At 47.7% G+C, this 17,605-nt stretch carries 12 protein-coding genes; 8 read left to right on the top strand and 4 right to left on the bottom strand.

Annotation, left to right across the window (positions count from 1 at the left end; all coding sequences use genetic code 11):
- Positions 1–153 precede the first annotated feature (153 nt).
- From ccsB to tilS, 3 genes are read left to right on the top strand one after another with little or no spacing between them, the layout of a single operon-like run.
- Positions 154–1,113, top strand: coding sequence for a c-type cytochrome biogenesis protein CcsB (gene ccsB, locus NIES2104_RS00105; protein WP_058994584.1), 960 nt, complete (start codon positions 154–156; stop codon positions 1,111–1,113).
- A gap of 33 nt (positions 1,114–1,146) precedes the next feature.
- Positions 1,147–1,539: a KGK domain-containing protein gene (locus NIES2104_RS00110; protein ID WP_058994586.1), complete on the top strand. Its 393-nt coding sequence runs from the start codon at positions 1,147–1,149 to the stop codon at positions 1,537–1,539.
- A 29-nt stretch (positions 1,540–1,568) separates the two neighbouring features.
- Complete coding sequence (tilS, locus tag NIES2104_RS00115) at positions 1,569–2,528, top strand: tRNA lysidine(34) synthetase TilS (protein WP_058994588.1); 960 nt, start codon at positions 1,569–1,571, stop codon at positions 2,526–2,528.
- Here the strand turns inward: tilS and NIES2104_RS00120 are convergent, their stop codons facing one another.
- Positions 2,529–3,482, bottom strand: coding sequence for an aldo/keto reductase (locus NIES2104_RS00120; protein ID WP_339375049.1), 954 nt, complete (start codon positions 3,480–3,482; stop codon positions 2,529–2,531). It abuts the gene before it with no gap.
- Between the two features lie 107 nt (positions 3,483–3,589).
- Here NIES2104_RS00120 and glyS point away from each other — a divergent pair, with 107 nt between their 5' ends.
- Together glyS and NIES2104_RS00130 are read left to right on the top strand one after the other, a co-directional pair.
- A complete protein-coding gene (gene glyS / locus NIES2104_RS00125; protein ID WP_058994590.1) occupies positions 3,590–5,731 on the top strand; it encodes a glycine--tRNA ligase subunit beta in 2,142 nt (713 codons plus the stop codon).
- A gap of 56 nt (positions 5,732–5,787) precedes the next feature.
- Positions 5,788–6,033, top strand: a complete 246-nt coding sequence (locus tag NIES2104_RS00130) for a UPF0175 family protein (RefSeq protein ID WP_058994592.1) — start codon at positions 5,788–5,790, stop codon at positions 6,031–6,033.
- A 95-nt stretch (positions 6,034–6,128) separates the two neighbouring features.
- On the opposite strand, the gene NIES2104_RS00135 is transcribed toward NIES2104_RS00130, so the two are convergent.
- The gene (locus NIES2104_RS00135; protein WP_058994594.1) at positions 6,129–6,803 is read right to left on the bottom strand and encodes a carbonic anhydrase; all 675 of its coding nucleotides are present in this window, start codon (positions 6,801–6,803) and stop codon (positions 6,129–6,131) included.
- A gap of 139 nt (positions 6,804–6,942) precedes the next feature.
- On the bottom strand, positions 6,943–8,280 hold the full coding sequence (locus NIES2104_RS00140) for a sensor histidine kinase (protein WP_058994596.1): 1,338 nt from the start codon (positions 8,278–8,280) through the stop codon (positions 6,943–6,945).
- An 83-nt stretch (positions 8,281–8,363) separates the two neighbouring features.
- On the opposite strand from NIES2104_RS00140, the gene NIES2104_RS00145 reads away from it, so the two are divergent.
- The 3 genes from NIES2104_RS00145 (at position 8,364) to NIES2104_RS00155 (ending at position 13,137) form a co-directional block, all read left to right on the top strand.
- A complete protein-coding gene (locus NIES2104_RS00145; RefSeq protein ID WP_058994598.1) occupies positions 8,364–9,977 on the top strand; it encodes a cyclic peptide export ABC transporter in 1,614 nt (537 codons plus the stop codon).
- A 151-nt stretch (positions 9,978–10,128) separates the two neighbouring features.
- Positions 10,129–12,690 carry an adenylate/guanylate cyclase domain-containing protein gene (locus tag NIES2104_RS00150; protein ID WP_058994601.1) on the top strand — a complete coding sequence of 854 codons (2,562 nt, stop codon included), beginning with the start codon at positions 10,129–10,131 and terminating at the stop codon, positions 12,688–12,690.
- Between the two features lie 144 nt (positions 12,691–12,834).
- Positions 12,835–13,137, top strand: a complete 303-nt coding sequence (locus NIES2104_RS00155) for a hypothetical protein (RefSeq protein ID WP_156426827.1) — start codon at positions 12,835–12,837, stop codon at positions 13,135–13,137.
- Here the strand turns inward: NIES2104_RS00155 and NIES2104_RS00160 are convergent.
- Positions 13,134–17,462, bottom strand: coding sequence for a filamentous hemagglutinin N-terminal domain-containing protein (locus NIES2104_RS00160; protein ID WP_058994605.1), 4,329 nt, complete (start codon positions 17,460–17,462; stop codon positions 13,134–13,136). The genes NIES2104_RS00155 and NIES2104_RS00160 overlap by 4 nt on opposite strands.
- Positions 17,463–17,605: the final 143 nt, after the last annotated feature.

Here is a 17,605-nt window from a genome sequence, read left to right on the forward strand (position 1 = left end):
TCTCTATTCTGACGTGTCTTTTTAAACTTGATTGGCACTTTGTAATACCAAAATCAAACTTTCAAACTTAAGTACGACATCGAGTAAAACGGCGAGTGCCTCCACAGACTTATACAATGAGAAATAGACCGCCGTTTTAATAGGAAAACTGAGATGGACTTGGTTGCACTTCAAGGGATTTTAGATAATCTGTCTTTTGCCGTTTTATTCGCGACGATGCTGATTTATTGGCTCGGTGCAGCCTTTCCGCAGATTCCGTACGCCTCGACGCTGGGAACGGCAGGAATGGCGATCGCGAATCTCTCCACTGCGACGCTGCTTGCTGCTCGCTGGATTGAAGCTGGATATTTCCCGCTGAGTAATCTCTATGAGTCGCTCTTTTTCCTGGTTTGGGGGATCACGACGATGCACCTGATCGCCGAAAATATGAGCAAGAGCAAACTGGTGGGAGTGGTGACGGCTCCGGTGGCAATGTCGATTACGGCGTTTGCGGCACTCACTTTGCCAGATACGATGCAGGCTTCCGCGCCTCTGGTTCCGGCGTTGAAATCAAACTGGCTGATGATGCACGTTAGCGTCATGATGTTGAGTTATGCGACATTGATGGTGGGATCGTTGTTGGCGATCGCGTTTCTCGTCGTGACTCGCGGACAAAATATCGAACTGAAAGGAAGCTCAGTCGGGACAGGTAGCTACCGCGAAAAATCTTACCAATTGCACCGTTCGGAAGAAGTCAGCGTGAATGCGGGTGGGACTGCCGTTTTGGAACAGACCACACTTTCCCCGCAGCGTTTGACCCTCGCGGATACGTTGGACAATATTAGCTATCGAGTAATTGGGCTGGGATTTCCGTTATTGACGATCGGGATTATTGCGGGCGGCGTTTGGGCAAACGAAGCTTGGGGATCGTACTGGAGTTGGGACCCGAAAGAAACTTGGGCGTTTATTACCTGGCTTGTGTTTGCGGCTTACCTGCATTCTCGAATTACAAAGGGTTGGCAGGGACGACGACCTGCACTTCTTGCTGCTGCTGGTTTTGTCGTCGTTTGGATTTGTTATCTGGGAGTCAATCTTCTGGGTAAAGGACTCCACAGTTACGGATGGTTCTTATAATGCACAGAGGAACGCGATCGACGAGGATGGAGCATGGATAACGGATTTAGCCCAATGAATGAAGATGAAGTCTTGTTCGTCGATCGAGGTCGCGTGTTGATGAACAATCCGACATTCAAAGTGAGCGAATTTTTAGATCAACTCGCACAGGTGATCAGTGAGCAATCTGATGAATGGTCAGAAGATAGCGAAGCCTGGTTTGATGAAGGCTTAGAATGTGAGGCGCTGCGATTTAATTCGGGCACAGGATGGCAACGCGGCAGAGTGCGGATTCGATTAGAGTTTGCGCCCGCAAAACCGCAGGAACGATTACCCGAACGATCGTCAGCGAGACAACCGGAACCGCTGACTCGATTGGAGCCTTTGAACGATCGACCCCGACCCCGCAATATTGATGACATTTACGCGGACGAGGACGAATATTAATTTTCTCGGTACAGTCGCGTCTCTACGATATGTCCCATTCCTGGACACCGCTACACGCACGAATTCACCGAACCATTCGCCATCGACATCTGTTGCAGGAAAATCAATCGATTTTGATCGCGGTTTCTGGGGGACAGGATTCTCTTTGTTTGGCGCAATTGATGATCGATTTACGATCGCGCTGGAATTGGCAGCTTGCGATCGCGCATTGTGATCACCGCTGGCGATCGGACTCTGAGGAAAATGCTCAACACGTTGCCACGTTAGCCGAAAAATGGGACTTGCCCTTCTATCTGAAAATTGCGGATTCGATTCCTTCAAACGAAGCGGCAGCAAGAGAATGGCGATATGCTCAACTGCAATCGATTGAAGGATTTAGCGCGATCGTAACCGGGCATACTGCCAGCGATCGGGCTGAAACGCTTTTATTCAACTTAATTCGAGGCAGTGGAGCCGACGGATTACGATCGCTCAATTGGACACGATCGCTCAGTCCAACTCAGACGCTAATCCGTCCGTTATTAGAATTAATTCGATCGCAAACAGGTGAATTTTGTCGCGATCGCAATCTCGAAATCTGGGAAGACAGCACAAATTCAGAGTTGAAATATTCTAGAAATCGCATTCGACAAGAACTAATTCCCGATTTGAGAACGTACAACCTTCAAGTTGAACACCATTTAGCGCAAACGATCGAGCTTCTTTCTGCTGATGTGGACTATCTAGAAAGTGTCGCCTCCGAGTTGTACGAAAAAGCGAACTCTCCAGATGGGTTAGACCGGCGAACTTTACAACAAACAGCGATCGCGCTTCAACGTCGAGTAATTCGACAGTTTTTGGCACGATCGCTTAATTTCAGTCCAAATTTCGAGCAGGTTGAAAAATGTGTTGCGCTGATTACGGCTCCGAACCGATCGCGGACTGATCCCGTGAAAGGAACCACGATCGCAGAAGTCACTGGAGACTTTATTCAACTCAGAAGTCTCTGACTACTTGTACGATCGCGTTAACACATCAAGCTGGGTCACTTCATCGGGATTAAGCGACCAGCCCATCGCACCTGCATTTTGTTTTGCCTGACTTGCATTTTTCGCGCCCGGAATCGGAATTACATTTCCTTGAGCGATCAACCAATTTAAGGCAACCTGAGCCGGAGTTTTATCGTACTTCGCGCCGATTTGAGTTAGGCGATCGATCACAGGCATTAATTTCTCTAATCCCTGCCGACTAAATTTTGGATCAAGCTTTCGCGCTCCAGTCACAGAATCCGCATTCTCAGGCTTATATTTGCCTGTGAGCAATCCTTGAGCGAGTGGACTATAAGCCAGAATCGTTACGCCTAAATCTTTCGCTGTCTGTAAGATTCCATTTGCTTCAATCTCACGATTAATCAACGCATAACGCACCTGATTCACTGCCAGCGGAACGCCCTTCGCCGCTAGATAGCCTTGAGCTTCTCGCATTTGATCCGCAGAATAATTGCTCACACCGATCGCGCCGATTCGTCCTTGTTTGACTTCTTCGGCAAGCGCTTCCATCAGCGTTTTCTTGCCCATGAAAAAGTCAAACGGCATATGAACTTGATACAGCGCTACCGATTTGACCCCTAAGCGATCGAGGCTATGAGTCACCGCATCGTGAACCGACTGAGCACTAAATCGCCACGGTAACGGCATATATTTTGTCGCAATCTGAACGGGCTGATCGGTCTGCTTCATGAACTGCCCTAAGAACTGCTCAGACTTACCCAAACCGTAAATTTCAGCCGTATCAAAGAAAGTCACACCCGACGCGATCGCATCTTCAAAGGCTTGTTTTAGATCCGCCTCGGTGTACTCTTTTCCGTAACTCCAGAAAAACGAGTCACCCCAAGCCCAAGTTCCAATACACAAAGGCGGCACCGTCAAATCGGTTCTACCGAGCGTCATCAATTCAGTCACCACGAGAATTCACCTTGCAACATTTCTTTAAGTTTAGCGATCGCACCCCGCTCTGACATCCCTATCGCAAGGTAGACTAATGAAATTGACTATTTATACTCGCGCTCGTTATGCCGTCTTTTCTACTCGAAGTTGGAACTGAAGAACTCCCTGCAAGCTTTGTCGATGAGGCATTGTCACAATGGCGATCGCGCATTCCCAAGCAACTTGCAGAGCTAAATTTAGCCTCCGATGCGATCGAGTTTTACGGCACTCCGAGACGTTTAGCGATCGTCGTCAAAAATTTACCCGCACAACAACCCGACCAAGAAGAAGAAGTTAAAGGTCCTCCTGCTCAAGCTGCTTTTAAAGAGGGCAAACCGACCAAAGCAGCAGAGGGATTCGCTCAGAAACAAGGCGTATCGATCGACGATTTTGAGATTCGTCCCACTGAGAAAGGCGAATTCATTTTTGTCAAGAAAACGATCAAAGGTCGAGCCATTTCGGAAATTCTCACCGAATTGATTCCGCAATGGATCACACAATTGGAAGGGAAACGCTTTATGCGTTGGGGTGACGGCGATTTGAGGTTTTCTCGCCCGATTCGCTGGCTCGTTACGCTGCTCGATGAAACCGTTTTACCGATCGAGATTACGAGCAATTCGATTCACTACAAAAGCGATCGTATTTCCTGGGGTCATCGCGTTTTACATCCCGATTCGATTTCGATTCCGAATCCAGAATCGTATGTTTCAGCGTTAAAGGCTGCATTTGTCGAACCGAACCCAGACGATCGACAAACCTTGATCAAACAGCAAGCAGAAGAAGCTGCAAAACGGATTAATGGTGTCGCAATCATTGATCCAGATCTACTGCGCGAAGTAACTAACTTAGTAGAGTATCCTTCGGCTGTCGTTGGTAAGTTCGATGCAGAATTTTTAGAGCTTCCGGCTGAAGTGATTACGACTGAGATGGAAAGTCATCAGCGGTATTTTCCAGTTCGGAAAACAGATAGTTCTGATCTGCTTCCCAATTTCATCACTGCATCGAACGGCGATCCGAAGAAAGCAGACATCATTGCAGCGGGAAATGAACGAGTGATCCGGGCGCGATTGTCCGATGGAAAATTTTTCTTTGATGCCGATCGCAAAATTCCCCTCGAAGCTTATCTTCCGAAATTAGAAACAGTGACTTTTCAAGCTGATCTTGGATCAGTGAGATCAAAGGTCGATCGAATTATTGCGATCGCGGCTCAACTTTGCACACAGTTAGATGTAAAAGATCGCGCTTCTGTTGAACAAGTTGCATTGTTATGTAAAGCCGATCTTGTGACTCAAATGGTGGGCGAGTTTCCAGAGCTTCAAGGCGTGATGGGGCAGAAATACGCGATCGCTTGTGGTGAATCGGAAACGGTTGCAACTGCTATCTATGAACATTACTTGCCGCGTGGTGCAGGTGATGATTTACCGAAAACATTAGCAGGGCAAATTGTTGGAATTAGCGATCGCTTAGATACCTTAGTCTGCATTTTCGGTCTTGGATTGATTCCCTCTGGTTCCTCTGATCCTTTTGCATTAAGACGGGCAGCAACCGCGATCGTGAATATCACTTGGGCAGCAAACTTAAAACTAGACCTCAATCAACTTCTAGAGCAAACGGTTTCGAGTTTTAGTACGAACTATGCTCAAGTTCAAAAGCTGGCAGCACCGGAACTACTCCAACAGCTAAAAAGCTTTTTCTTACAGCGGATTGAAACCCTGCTAAAAGATGAGCGATCGACTGATTACGATTTAGTAAATGCTGTCTTAGGTGAAAATGACCCGGACTATACAGCGCGGGCATTACAGAACTTGTTAGATGTGCGCGATCGAGCCGAATTTCTTCAATCCATTCGCAATGATCAACGTCTTGCCGCTATCTATGAAACTGTGAATCGTGCCTCTCGTTTAGCCGTTCAAGGAACCTTAGATAAACAGCAGCTTGATCCAGTTCCAGTCATTCGCCCCGAATTATTCGAGAAGAACTCAGAAAAAGCATTCTTCGCTGCACTTGGGCAGTTGAATCAAACGATGCAAGGTCAAGCAGACTATACCAAACTCGTCGAAGCTCTAAGCCAAATTGCACCAACCGTTAGCGCCTTTTTTGATGGTGAGGACAGTGTGTTGGTGATGGATTCTAACCCTGAGATCAAGCAAAACCGATTGAATCTCTTGGGCGTGTTGCGAAATCATGCCAGAGTACTAGCGGATTTCGGTGCGATCGTGAAAAGTTAATTTCATTGACGAGTTAGATCCTTTAATTTAGAAGTAGAGTTTTGCGATACAGAATAATGAGTGTTGTCATTCCCGATGATATTCTTCAAGCATCTAAGATGACTGAGGAAGAATTGAAGCTAGAGATTGCTTTGATGTTGTACAAGCAAGGAAAAATTAGTAGCGGAAAAGTTCGGACTTGGACTGGCTTGACAGTTCTGGAATTCCAGCATGAACTGGCACAACGAGAACTTTGCATCAATTACGATGTAGAGGAGTTTCAATCAGATGTAAAAACTCTACGATCGCTGAATTTGCTGTGATCGTTGTGAGTGATACTTCGCCAATCACGAATCTTGCTGCAATTGATCAAAAGTTGTACGAAATTGTTCTACAAACTGCGAGCGAGTAATTGCTTCTAACTCACCATACTTGTAATCAATGGATCGGGAACAGGAAACGATCGCTTTTCCATCAGCGTAAAGCAGTGTTTCTCAGCATTGAACGCAAACACCGTTCCTGTCTCGATTTCATACATCCAAGCATGAAGGCTCAGTTGTTTGCTATGAAGCTTCGATCGAATTGCAGGATATGTTTCTAAATTCTCGATTTGGGTGAGGACATTTTGTTCGATCGCAATCTTCAGCATTCGCTCTGGATCAAGTCCTGCGTAGTTATCTTGCACGACGCGGCGAGTTGCTTCCCCGTGACGTTTCAGCCAGTCGTACACAGCAGGCATCTGGTCTGCCAATGTTCCAATTTGCAGCAATCCTCTCATGGCTCCACAGTGGGAATGTCCGCAAACAATGATGTCTTTGATGCCTAATGCCTGTACTGCATATTCAATTCCGGCTGATTCTGCGCTGCTTGCGGCTCCGTAAGATGGAATGATGTTACCCACGTTCCGCATCACGAAGAGTTCACCGGGTTGGGCTTGGGTAATCAGACAGGGATCGATGCGCGAATCAGAGCAGGTGATAAACAAAACGTCGGGAGATTGTCCACCAGAGAGCCGTTCAAATAACTCGCGATGATTGTTAAAATAATTGCTGTGAAAAGAGTTTACGCCTTGAACGAGTCCGGTTAACGACATGGTTCTGTTCCTGGATGGGGTGAACGATAGAGGCGAGTCAGGCTTGACAATCGACTTTATTCTTCCGTTTCTACAAGGCTAATGTAACACTTTCCGAATTTTTGTAAAGAAAATCCTATCTGCCAAATCTCGGATCTTTTTAATTCAACGGCAGTAGAATCTCGAAGACTGTCGTTCGCGAACTGGGTTCAATGTTGGAATAGAAACGGAATTTGCCGCTGTGTCTTCCGGTCACGATTCGATAACTCATGGCAAGACTCGTTTCTCGTACGAGATCGGTAGAAAAGGCTTGCATTAATTGATTTTCCGCGTCGATCGACATTTCCGTATTATTGTCCGCAATCTGAATGGACACCCAGCGCTTCCCGGTTCCATCGATCGAGCAAACTTCAGTTGCGATCGTAATTCGAGGCGGTTCAGCATCTTGCATTTCTCGTCGAGCCGCTTGATTGAGTAGAGAATCAATCGATCGATTCAAAATGTTCATAAAAACCTGGCTCAATTGGCTGATGAAACAAGGCACAGGCGGCAAATGACCGTAATTCTTCACCACTTGAATCTCGCTCGAAAGGCGGCTTTTTAATAGAAGTAAGACCGAATCCAAGCATTCATGGAGGTTTGCTGGACGCGCATACACTTCATCGATATGGCAAAAATTCTGTAGACTGTTCGCCAATTTGGAAAGGCGTTCTGCTCCGGTTCTAATACTGTCAAGGGTTTTAGGCAAATCTTCGCGGATGTAATCGAACTCGATCGCGTCTTTCAAATCCGTAATTTTTTGCGGCTCTTGAACAATGCACTTTTCATACACGTTGATAATCTCAAGCAAACTCTTGCTGTATTCTGCAATGTGACTCAAGTTGCCCCAGATAAAGCTAACTGGATCGAGAATTTCATGAGAAACCCCATCGACTAAACGCCCCAAGCTTGCCATCTTCTCGCTTTGAACCATTTGAAGCTGGAACCGTTCGACTCTCACTTGTGTCTCAATTCCGCGGAGCTGCCAGTAAGCAATGTTCAACTCGTGCGGGTCGAGAATTCGGTATTGATCGGAATCGATTCGGACGACGATCGGATCACTCAATCGCTCGAATGGACGACGTAGCGCCTGTTGTGCGGCACTGAGGATCGGAGTATCACCGCCGAGAATCAAGGGAGAAGTACGATCGTAGCTGTACAAAATTCGCAGCGGCTTATCGAGAAATAGGTCAATTCCATACGGGCGCAGCAAATATTCCAGCAGACGATGACGCGGTAACATGCCTAAAAATCGCCCGTGTTCCTTCAAAATCACCCCCGGAAGTAGCGAATGCTGCTCAAAGATTTGGGCGACTTCCGTTCCCAAAACGTCCAACTCTGCCGCAAAATCAAACAGGGGCAAATCTTTAAGCGTCGATTCAAGCTGAATCGATTGGGCGTTTCCGCTACTTAATACGGGAATGCTCAGTGGCGATCGAGACTCAGATTTTGTAAACACAGGGGCAGTCGTCCAGGTTACTTGCTGAATCTACACTGCCCAAATTTGCGTCTACTTTACCAGAAACCCACCTGTACCCTGATATGCAACTGATTTCCTTCCTGCTCCGCTCGTCTCGCAAAATGGTCGCGATCGCGATTTTTACCGGATTTTTAAGCGGGATTAGCAGCGCAGGATTGATCGCCTTGATTAGTCGCGGATTGGGTAATCCAAATGCAGCGATCGGACAAATTGCGGGCGCATTTATCGGGCTTGCGGTGTTATCGCTGGTGACGAGTGTGATTTCTCAAGTGGTGCTGATTCGTCTAGCTCAGGATGCAGTGTTCAATTTGCGATTGCAGTTGAGCCGACAGATTCTATCATCTGAATTGCGGCATCTAGAACAGCTTGGGAATGCCCGAATGATGGCAACCTTAACTGAGGATGTGCAAGCTGTAGCGACTGCTGTTTCTTCGTTTCCATTTCTTTGTATTGATTTGGCAACGGTTGTCGGTTGCTTTGTTTATATTGGTGCACTGTCCTGGATTGTGTTTGCGATGGTGATGGGTCTGTTTGTGTTTGCATTCTCGACTTGTCAATGGATGCTGAATCAAGCTCGTCGCAGAATGGTTTATGCTCGTGAAGATCAAGATGTTTTGTTTCGGCATTTTCGATCGATTACCGATGGCATCAAAGAAATAAAGCTCCACTATCCGCGTCGTCAGGTTTTTCTCACTCAGGAATTAGAAACAGCATCCGCATCATTTCGCCGGCATAACATTGATGCGCTGATTCTATTTGCTGCGGCGGGAAGTTGGGGAAAGCTGATTTTCTTTTTTGCGATCGGCTTTGTGATGTTCGCGCTGCCTAATCTACTCTCTATCCCGCTCGAAACACTATCAGGCTATGTTCTCACGTTCACTTATTTAATGTTACCGCTTGATAAATTAGTGCTAAAGCTCCCGGTTCTAAGTCAGGCGAGTGTTTCATTGCAAAAGATCGAAACCTTGGGACTATCGCTGAAAAGTCGCGCAGAAGCTTCCAATGTTCCAAATACGATTGCTCAAAATTGGCAAACCATCAAGCTCAAACATATCAGTCATAGTTACCATCAATCTGAAGATACACAGTTCACACTCGGTGAAATCAATCTTACTTTGAATGCTGGTGAAATCGTCTTTATCGTGGGTGGAAATGGAAGTGGTAAGTCTACATTGGCAAAGATACTGACCGGACTGTATGCACCTGAATCAGGAACAATCACACTCGATGGAATCCCGATCACAGATGCAAATCGGGAATGGTATCGACAGCATTTCTCGACGGTGTTTGCAGACTTTTACTTATTCGATCGCTTGCTTGGATTAGATGCAACCGATCAACAAGCTCAGAACTATCTCCAACAATTACAGCTTGCTCACAAAGTTCAAATTACAAATGGACAATTTTCCACCACTGAACTATCTCAAGGACAAAGAAAGCGACTTGCATTGCTAACCGCTTACCTTGAAGATCGTCCGATCTATCTATTTGATGAATGGGCTTCTGATCAAGATCCAACGTTCCGGGAACTGTTTTACACCGATTTCCTACCGAAGCTAAAACACCAAGGAAAAACGATTTGGGTGATTAGCCACGATGATCATTACTTTCAGTACAGCGATCGCGTGATTAAACTCGACTATGGTCGAATTGAATTCGATCGCCCAACGCGCTAGATCACACCCTTCAAGAAAACTTCATCACAACCGCATCAAATCTTCAGCTTTGGGGAAATCTGGAAGTACGTTGCTCACGCTCGCTTCTGTGTCGGTTCATTCCATTCGATGAGCCTGGTTATCCGTCCTCTTAGCTGAACTTGATGCCGATATGACTTCTCTCTCCTCGCATCTGCCCGACCAGCCCCAAACCATCACCCTCAACGCCAAACCTTCAACTCTTGCGGTCGCAGCCAATCACGCACTCGCAACTAAGGGTAAATTCTCTTTATTTCTGGCACCCCTTACTCAGGAGAAGTTTAAAGAAGTCGTTCACGAAGTCGAACACAAGCTTAAAATCGTGAATCAAACTCTGTCCATGCTTGATATGCAAGGATTTGACACGATTCTAGAGGAAATGCTGAATTCGATCACAGCAAAAACCGGGGAATTGCTGAATGCCGATCGCACAACTATTTATCTACTAGACGAAGAGAAGAACGAACTTTATACCACGGTAACTGAGGGATCAGGAGGAAGAACGATCGAGATTCGCTTTCCCGCGACTCAAGGAATCGCTGGCGAAGTCGCAACGTTCAAACGTCCAATTAATATTCCCTACGATTTCTTTGATGATCCCCGATCGATACAAGCCAAAATTCAGTTCAACAAAACAGGCTATCGAACCTACACGATGCTAACAATGCCTTTGTTGAACGATGAAGGCAACCTCGTTGCAGTGGTGCAATTGATTAATAAATTGAAGCCAAGATGCAATCGCGCTCTTCCCCTCGATGAACGCATTGCGCTAAATGGGTTCACACTGCAAGACGAAGAACTATTCCGAGAATTCGCACCCTCGATTCGATTGATTCTGGAATCGTCTCGATCGTTCTACATCGCAACTCAAAAACAACGAGCCGCAAACGCACTCATTAAAGCCACTCAATCACTCAGTCAAAGTAGCTTAGATCTCGATGACACGCTAAAGCGGGTGATGGATGAAGCGAAAGCGTTGATGAATGCCGATCGCAGTACCCTTTGGTTGATCGATCACGATCGTAATGAAATCTGGACGCGAATTCCAACCGCAGAAGGCACGATGAAAGAATTACGTTTACCGATCGGAGTCGGATTTGCGGGACAGGTGGCAGCTTCTGGAGAAGTGATCAACATTTCATTTGACTTGTACGAACAAGCAGGAGCCGAAACTGCGAAAAAGACCGATCAAGCAAACGGCTATCGAACTTGTAGCCTGCTCTGTATGCCGATTCACAATGCAGACGGAGAACTGATCGGTGTTACTCAACTGGTCAATAAAACTAAGCAAGGCGACTTTCCGCCGTACGATCCGAAGGATTTTCCTCAAGCTCCCGAACGTTGGAGAGCAAGTTTCAACCGCAGCGATCAAGAGTTCATGGAAACCTTCAACATTCAAGCTGGGGTAGCTCTTCAGAATGCGCGATTGTTTGAAACCGTGAAGCAACAAGAACAAATGCAGCGGGATATCTTACGATCGCTGACTAATGGCGTGATTTCAACCGACAAAGAAGGTAACATCATCGCGGCAAATGAAAGCGCTAAGAAATTACTGGGACTGAATGAAGAAGATACGATCGAAGGCTATCCGATCACTCAATTAATTCGACTGGAAAAAGGCAGCTTCTACAATTGGTTCAATCAAGCGATTACCGCCCGCAACCGTGAGCAGTACTACCCCGATCAAACGCTGCAACCCGTCAAAGGTGAAGAGCAACATAGTATCAATCTCTCAATTAATACGATCGCGGATGCGAATGACAGCCAGCGAGTATCCGGGGCGCTAATCGTCATGGATGATATCAGCGATGAGAAGCGGCTCAAGAGTACAATGTATCGCTACATGACTCAGGAACTCGCAGAACAGCTACTTGAAAATCCTGATGCGGCAAAAATGGGCGGCGATCGCAAAGATGTTTCTGTGTTGTTCTCAGACATTCGGAGCTATACAACCTTAACGGAATTGCTCAAAGCTGAAGAAGTTGTCGAAATGCTGAATCAGTATTTTGAATCCATGGTCGAAGCGGTCTTTATGCACAAAGGCATTCTTGATAAATATATCGGGGATGCAATCATGGCAGTCTTTGGATCGCCTTTACCTTTAGATGATCATGAATGGATGGCAGTGCAAACCGCGCTAGAAATGCGGCATCGATTAGCAGCATTTAACCAAGCTCGGAGATCACGCAACGAAAAAACGATCGAGATCGGCATCGGGATCAATTCCGATACGGTCATCAGCGGCAATATTGGCTGTAGTAAGCGAATGGAATTTACCGCGATCGGGGATGGAGTCAATCTCGGTTCTCGACTTGAAGGAGCCAGCAAGCTCTATGGAACCGATATTGTGATGAGCGAAAGCACATATCGTCCTTGTGCCGATCGCATTTGGGCACGAGAACTCGATTTCATCAAAGTCAAAGGCAAAAACAAACCTGTTGCGGTTTACGAACTGATCGGACTGCGATCAGATAAAGTTCCTGATGAAAAGCAGCGGATCATCGAGCACTATCACACCGCTCGTCGGCATTATCTCGATCGAAAATTTGCTTTCGCAGTCGCGGAATTCGCCACCGTTCTCGAAATCGATCACACCGACAAAGCCGCCTCCTTACATATGGAGCGCTGTCAGCACTGGTTAAGAACGCCGCCCCCGGAGAACTGGGACGGATCATGGTCACTCACCGAAAAATAGTTTCGCCACCGCTTAAGATTTTTGTCGTTTGTAATCTAGCCAACGCTTTTGTAAGGTCGCATTTGTCTACGATCGAAGAATCGATGCGCCATTTTTCGCTTCGCCTGACATAATACTTTGTGTGTTGAAGGATACCGAGTAGACGTGCAACCCGTTTCGCGATCGGATGTTTTGTATGTGATTGACCATTGCTGGATGGTCGAAGATCCGCGTGTCGATGAGTATGCCTATCAATTTTTGCAAATTCAGGAGCGGCACCGCATTCAGTTTGAGCAGGCATTTGAGTGTTTAGACGAATCACAGTACGAAGCGGTAAAAGGTCACTTGGATGCGATTCGAGAAGAACGCGATCGAGCGGAAGAGATTTTATACTGGTTGTTCTTAGACTCAGAACTGCGACGACAAGGAAAAACGGTTCCTGACTTGTGGGAAGAGAAAGTCGGTTAGTTCGAGCAGTCTCGTACCATCACTAACTTGCCGTTTGGTAATTGATAGATACCTTGAGGTTCTGCAATCGATCGCTCTTGTCCAGAAGCAACCGGACTTTGAATCGCGCCAGTGGGATATTCAGAAACATCGGTCGGCTTTGCGGGCAATCCACCTGTGCCTGTGATGTAAAAGCTCCCACTTTGACGATCGCGGACAATACAGCTATTGGCTAACAGTTCGTTCGTGTTAATTTCAGTTTGCGAAAGTTGCGTCAAACTATTCTGCAAACTATTCGTGTCGGGAGTGTTGAGCGTTACGACTCCGGTTGGACCTTGGGCTGAAGTGGCAGTAATATCGCTTAGTAGTGAGGATTGCGATCGCGCTTCAATTCCTAACACGCCACCTGTCACATTCAGCGTCACTCGCCCTCCACTCCCTTGAGACGCATTTGCACTGATATCACTGTTCTCTTTCGGAACAGCAATGATAAAACGGGCATCAATATTAATGTTGCCTCCATTGCCAAATTCCGTTTCTGTGCCTGCGGTTGCTGTGATTTGACTATTATTTCGCAATAAGAGCCGATCCACTGCCCGAATCGAGATGTTACCTCCATCGACCGTACTTGATTGAGCATCAATGCGGGCGCGATCGTCGAGTTCAATTCGCGGAGCCGTCAGAAAGATACTGCCCGCACTTCCTGCATTTTCAGGAGCTGTAGAACGAGTATAGATGCCGCTCTCAGGACTAATCGGCGCAATTCGACCTGGATCGAAGCGAATTAAACGATCCTCATAGGTTGAATCAACACCAGACACAAATAAACGATCGGTCGCCGTGATCGTAATACTGTTCGCAGAACCGCTGCCTTGAGTCAGTGCAAGAATTTGGCTGCCGCGCAATAAATCAAGATTGCGAGTTTGAATGTCGATCGTGCCACTGTTTCCTGTACGGAAGGTGCGAGCATCCACAACGGCTCCATCACTCAGGCGAATCTGATCAGCATAAATGCGAATGTTGCCCCCTGCTCCAAAATCGGTCGAAGCAAATAAACCACTTGAAAAGCCACCGTCACTGATTCCAGAAATCAACAGCGATCGGATCGGTTTGTCTACTGCTCCCAGCGCAATGTTTCCGGCATCGCCCTGTCCAAGTGTGTTGACTGCTAATTGTGCTCCATTGCTTAACTCCAACGAATTTGCAGAGATAAAGAGATTACCTCCTTTACCGACTCCTTGTTGCAGCACACTGCTAAAGATGGCACTGCTAAACTCTCCATCTGGAATTGAACCCGTCAGCACCATGCGATCGCTGACGTTGACAGTGACATTCCCGGCATTCCCAGTGCCACGCGTACTAGTCACAAACTGCCCGCCATCTTCTAGCCTGAGCGAGTTGGCAGAAATCACGAGATTGCCCCCCTTACCAACACTGCCTTCGCCCACTCCGCTCAAGATTGCACTGGAAAATCCTCCAGTGGGACTAGAACCTGATAACAGCATGCGATCGCGCACCTCAACGGTCACATTGCCACCATCACCGCGTCCGCCTGTGCTGGCAACCAATTGTCCGCCATTCGTCATCTCTAGTGTCCCGGCAGAGACAAATAAGTTGCCTCCCTGACCGATGCCGCTTCCTTCCACACTCGACAGAATAAATGCATTGTTCAACGACAAGCGATCGGCGACTTCAACCCTCACATTGCCTGCATCTCCTTGACCACTTGTACTCGCTGCAAATCTGCCACCGTTCGACAGATCTAGCGTTCGAGCAGAGATAAACAAATCCCCGCCCTTTCCGACTGCATTCTGTTCAACGGTGGTGAAAATTGCGCTTGTAAAGCCTTCGGTTGGAGAAGCACCGCTGACCGACATGCGATCGCCTACCTGCACCCTCACATTGCCTGCATTTCCCGTTCCTAACGAACTCACACTAATCTGCCCCCCATTAAGCAAGTCCAGCGTATTCGCCCCGACAAAAACGCTGCCTCCTGTGCCTACCGCATTTTGACCGACCCGACTAAAAATCGTCGCGTTATCCAAACGAACTTGCCCGTTCGCCTCGATTCGGACATTCCCAGCATTTCCCCGACCTGCCGTGGAAGCAGTCAGTTGAGAACGATCGGACATTTCCAGATCGGTTGTGAAAATAGAGAGATTGCCGCTGTTGCCTTCTCCTTGGTCTTCCACACTGCTAAAAATTGCCGTTCTTAAGCCTTCGTTGGGTGCTGTATCTCTTAGCAACACGCGATCGCGTCCTGTGACCGTGACATTGCCCGCATTTCCTTTACCATTGGTACTGGCAATCAGTTGTCCGCCGTTTCTCATGTCGATCACATCTGCCGTGACAACGAGGTTTCCCCCTTTACCTTCTGCATTTTCGACAACGCTGCTAAACACAAACGAATTGTCGAGCAAAAGGCGATCGCCCACTTCGATCGTCACATTGCCCGCATTTCCTTTGCCGCTTGTACTGGCATTGAGCCTAGCTTCGTTGATCAGCGATAGCGTGTTTGCGGAGATGAAGAGATTGCCGCTGTTACCGACTCCGGTATCATTCAAGCTACTGAAAATCGCACTCGTTGAGGAGCTAGTTGGAGAATTACCGTCGAGTGAAACTCGATCGCGCACCTGCACCGTGACGTTTCCAGCATTGCCACGACCGGATGAACTAGCGCTGAGCTGTGCGCCATTCAACAGTTCCAAAGTATTTGCAGACAGAAATAATTCACCCCCGTTGCCTTGCGCTTGCTGGGTGACGACGCTGAGAATAGCACTATCATTCAGCGTAACTTGATCCTGCACCTCGACCCGCACAATGCCAGCACTGCCCTGCCCTAATGTGCTGGCATTGATCACTGCGCCATTTGTCATATCGAGCGTGTTGGCAAAGATTCGGACATTGCCGCCGTCTCCGGTGGCATTCGCTCCGACTCGGCTAAAGATCGTACTGTTTAAGTCGCCTTCAAAGCCAGTTAGAAACACGCGATCGCGCACATCAACTGTGACATTCCCAGCGTTGCCCTTACCGTCGGTACTAGCAATCAGTTGTCCACCATTAATCAGTTCTAGCGCATTTGCTGTGACCAAGAGGTTGCCACCGTTCCCAGTCGCATTTCGTTCAACATTGGTGAAAATGGCGCTTTGTCCTCCGGTAAGGGAGACGCGATCGCGAATGAACAGGTTGACATTGCCCGCTTCCCCCACACCAAAAGTACTCGTGCTGATCTGTCCGCCTCCAGTAACAAACAAATCAGTCGCAGTAATGTTGATGTCACCGCTGTTGCCGAGGAAAGCCGAATTTACACTGTTCAGAATGCGGCTTTCCTCGGTCAGTTCGACGGTTCCTGTGGCATTTAGCGCGATATCGCCAGCTTGAGTGTCGGGTGAGCCGCCACGGGCATCAATTCCAGCGCTGATGCGGCTATTGCCCGTTAATCGAATGTTGTTTGCAGTGATGCCAATGTTACCTTGATCGAGCAGCGAGACATCAATCTGGGTGGCATCGCTCAGTTGTACATCAGCGCGATCGACTCCTGCTGGAAGCCGCAGACTCCCATCGGCAGCGAGTTCGACAATCCCTGTACCCGCCACGGCTCCAAGCTCGACTCGCCCGCCTAGAGCCGTGAGCCGCGCCCCGTCTAGATTGATATTTCCGCCTAAGAGAATGAGATTCTGATTCTGTGGAACAGCGAGTCCTACAGCATTCTCAATGCCATTGGGTGAGTTTGCTCTGACGGTAATGTCCGCTGTCGGAATGCGGTTGAACAGAAAGGCGGAAGGATTGACTTGCAGGACATCAGAGACGGGTTCTGGATTCGTAGCGCTGAAGGTGTTGTCGCCGAACCGTACTGCATTTGCAGTGGTCGCCACAAACGCACCCCCAACATCTAAGGAGGCATTGTTTCCGAACAGAATGCCGTTCGGATTAATCAGAAATAGATTGGCATTCGAGGAGAAGATTTGGTCGCCGACAATCTGAAATGTACCGAGACGACCGAGAATGTTTGAAGGAAGATTGCCTGTAACACGAGTAACAATGTTCTGAGTCTGGGGACTGGGAGCGAAAAAGTAAGTGCCACGATTAAGAGCAGCGTTGAATTGCGAAAAACTGTGAAAGACATTGTTACCGCGTCGAGCACCCTCGATAATCACATCGACCGGGTTAACGACCCCGTTGATCGTGACGTTGAGCGGGACACCGTTAAAGGTGGCATCTTGCAGCACCGTCGATCGCTCATTGCCCATCGTGTCATCGGGAATGATTTGCGCGATCACAGGTCTGACAAATCCTAAAGCCGCGATCAGCGTCGCAGTCGTCCAAAGGAATCGAGCTGGATTCATGGCAACCCTCCGTAGATCTACGGTATTCTTACCATAGATTGATGAAGCTTTATAGAAACCTTACGGCTTTTTACATTTGAAATTGGTGGGAATTGAATAGGAAGATCGCGCTCTGCAATGAAATTGGATTGCTGCACCTCCCT

Source organism: Leptolyngbya sp. NIES-2104 (assembly GCF_001485215.1).
GTDB lineage: Bacteria > Cyanobacteriota > Cyanobacteriia > Leptolyngbyales > Leptolyngbyaceae > Leptolyngbya.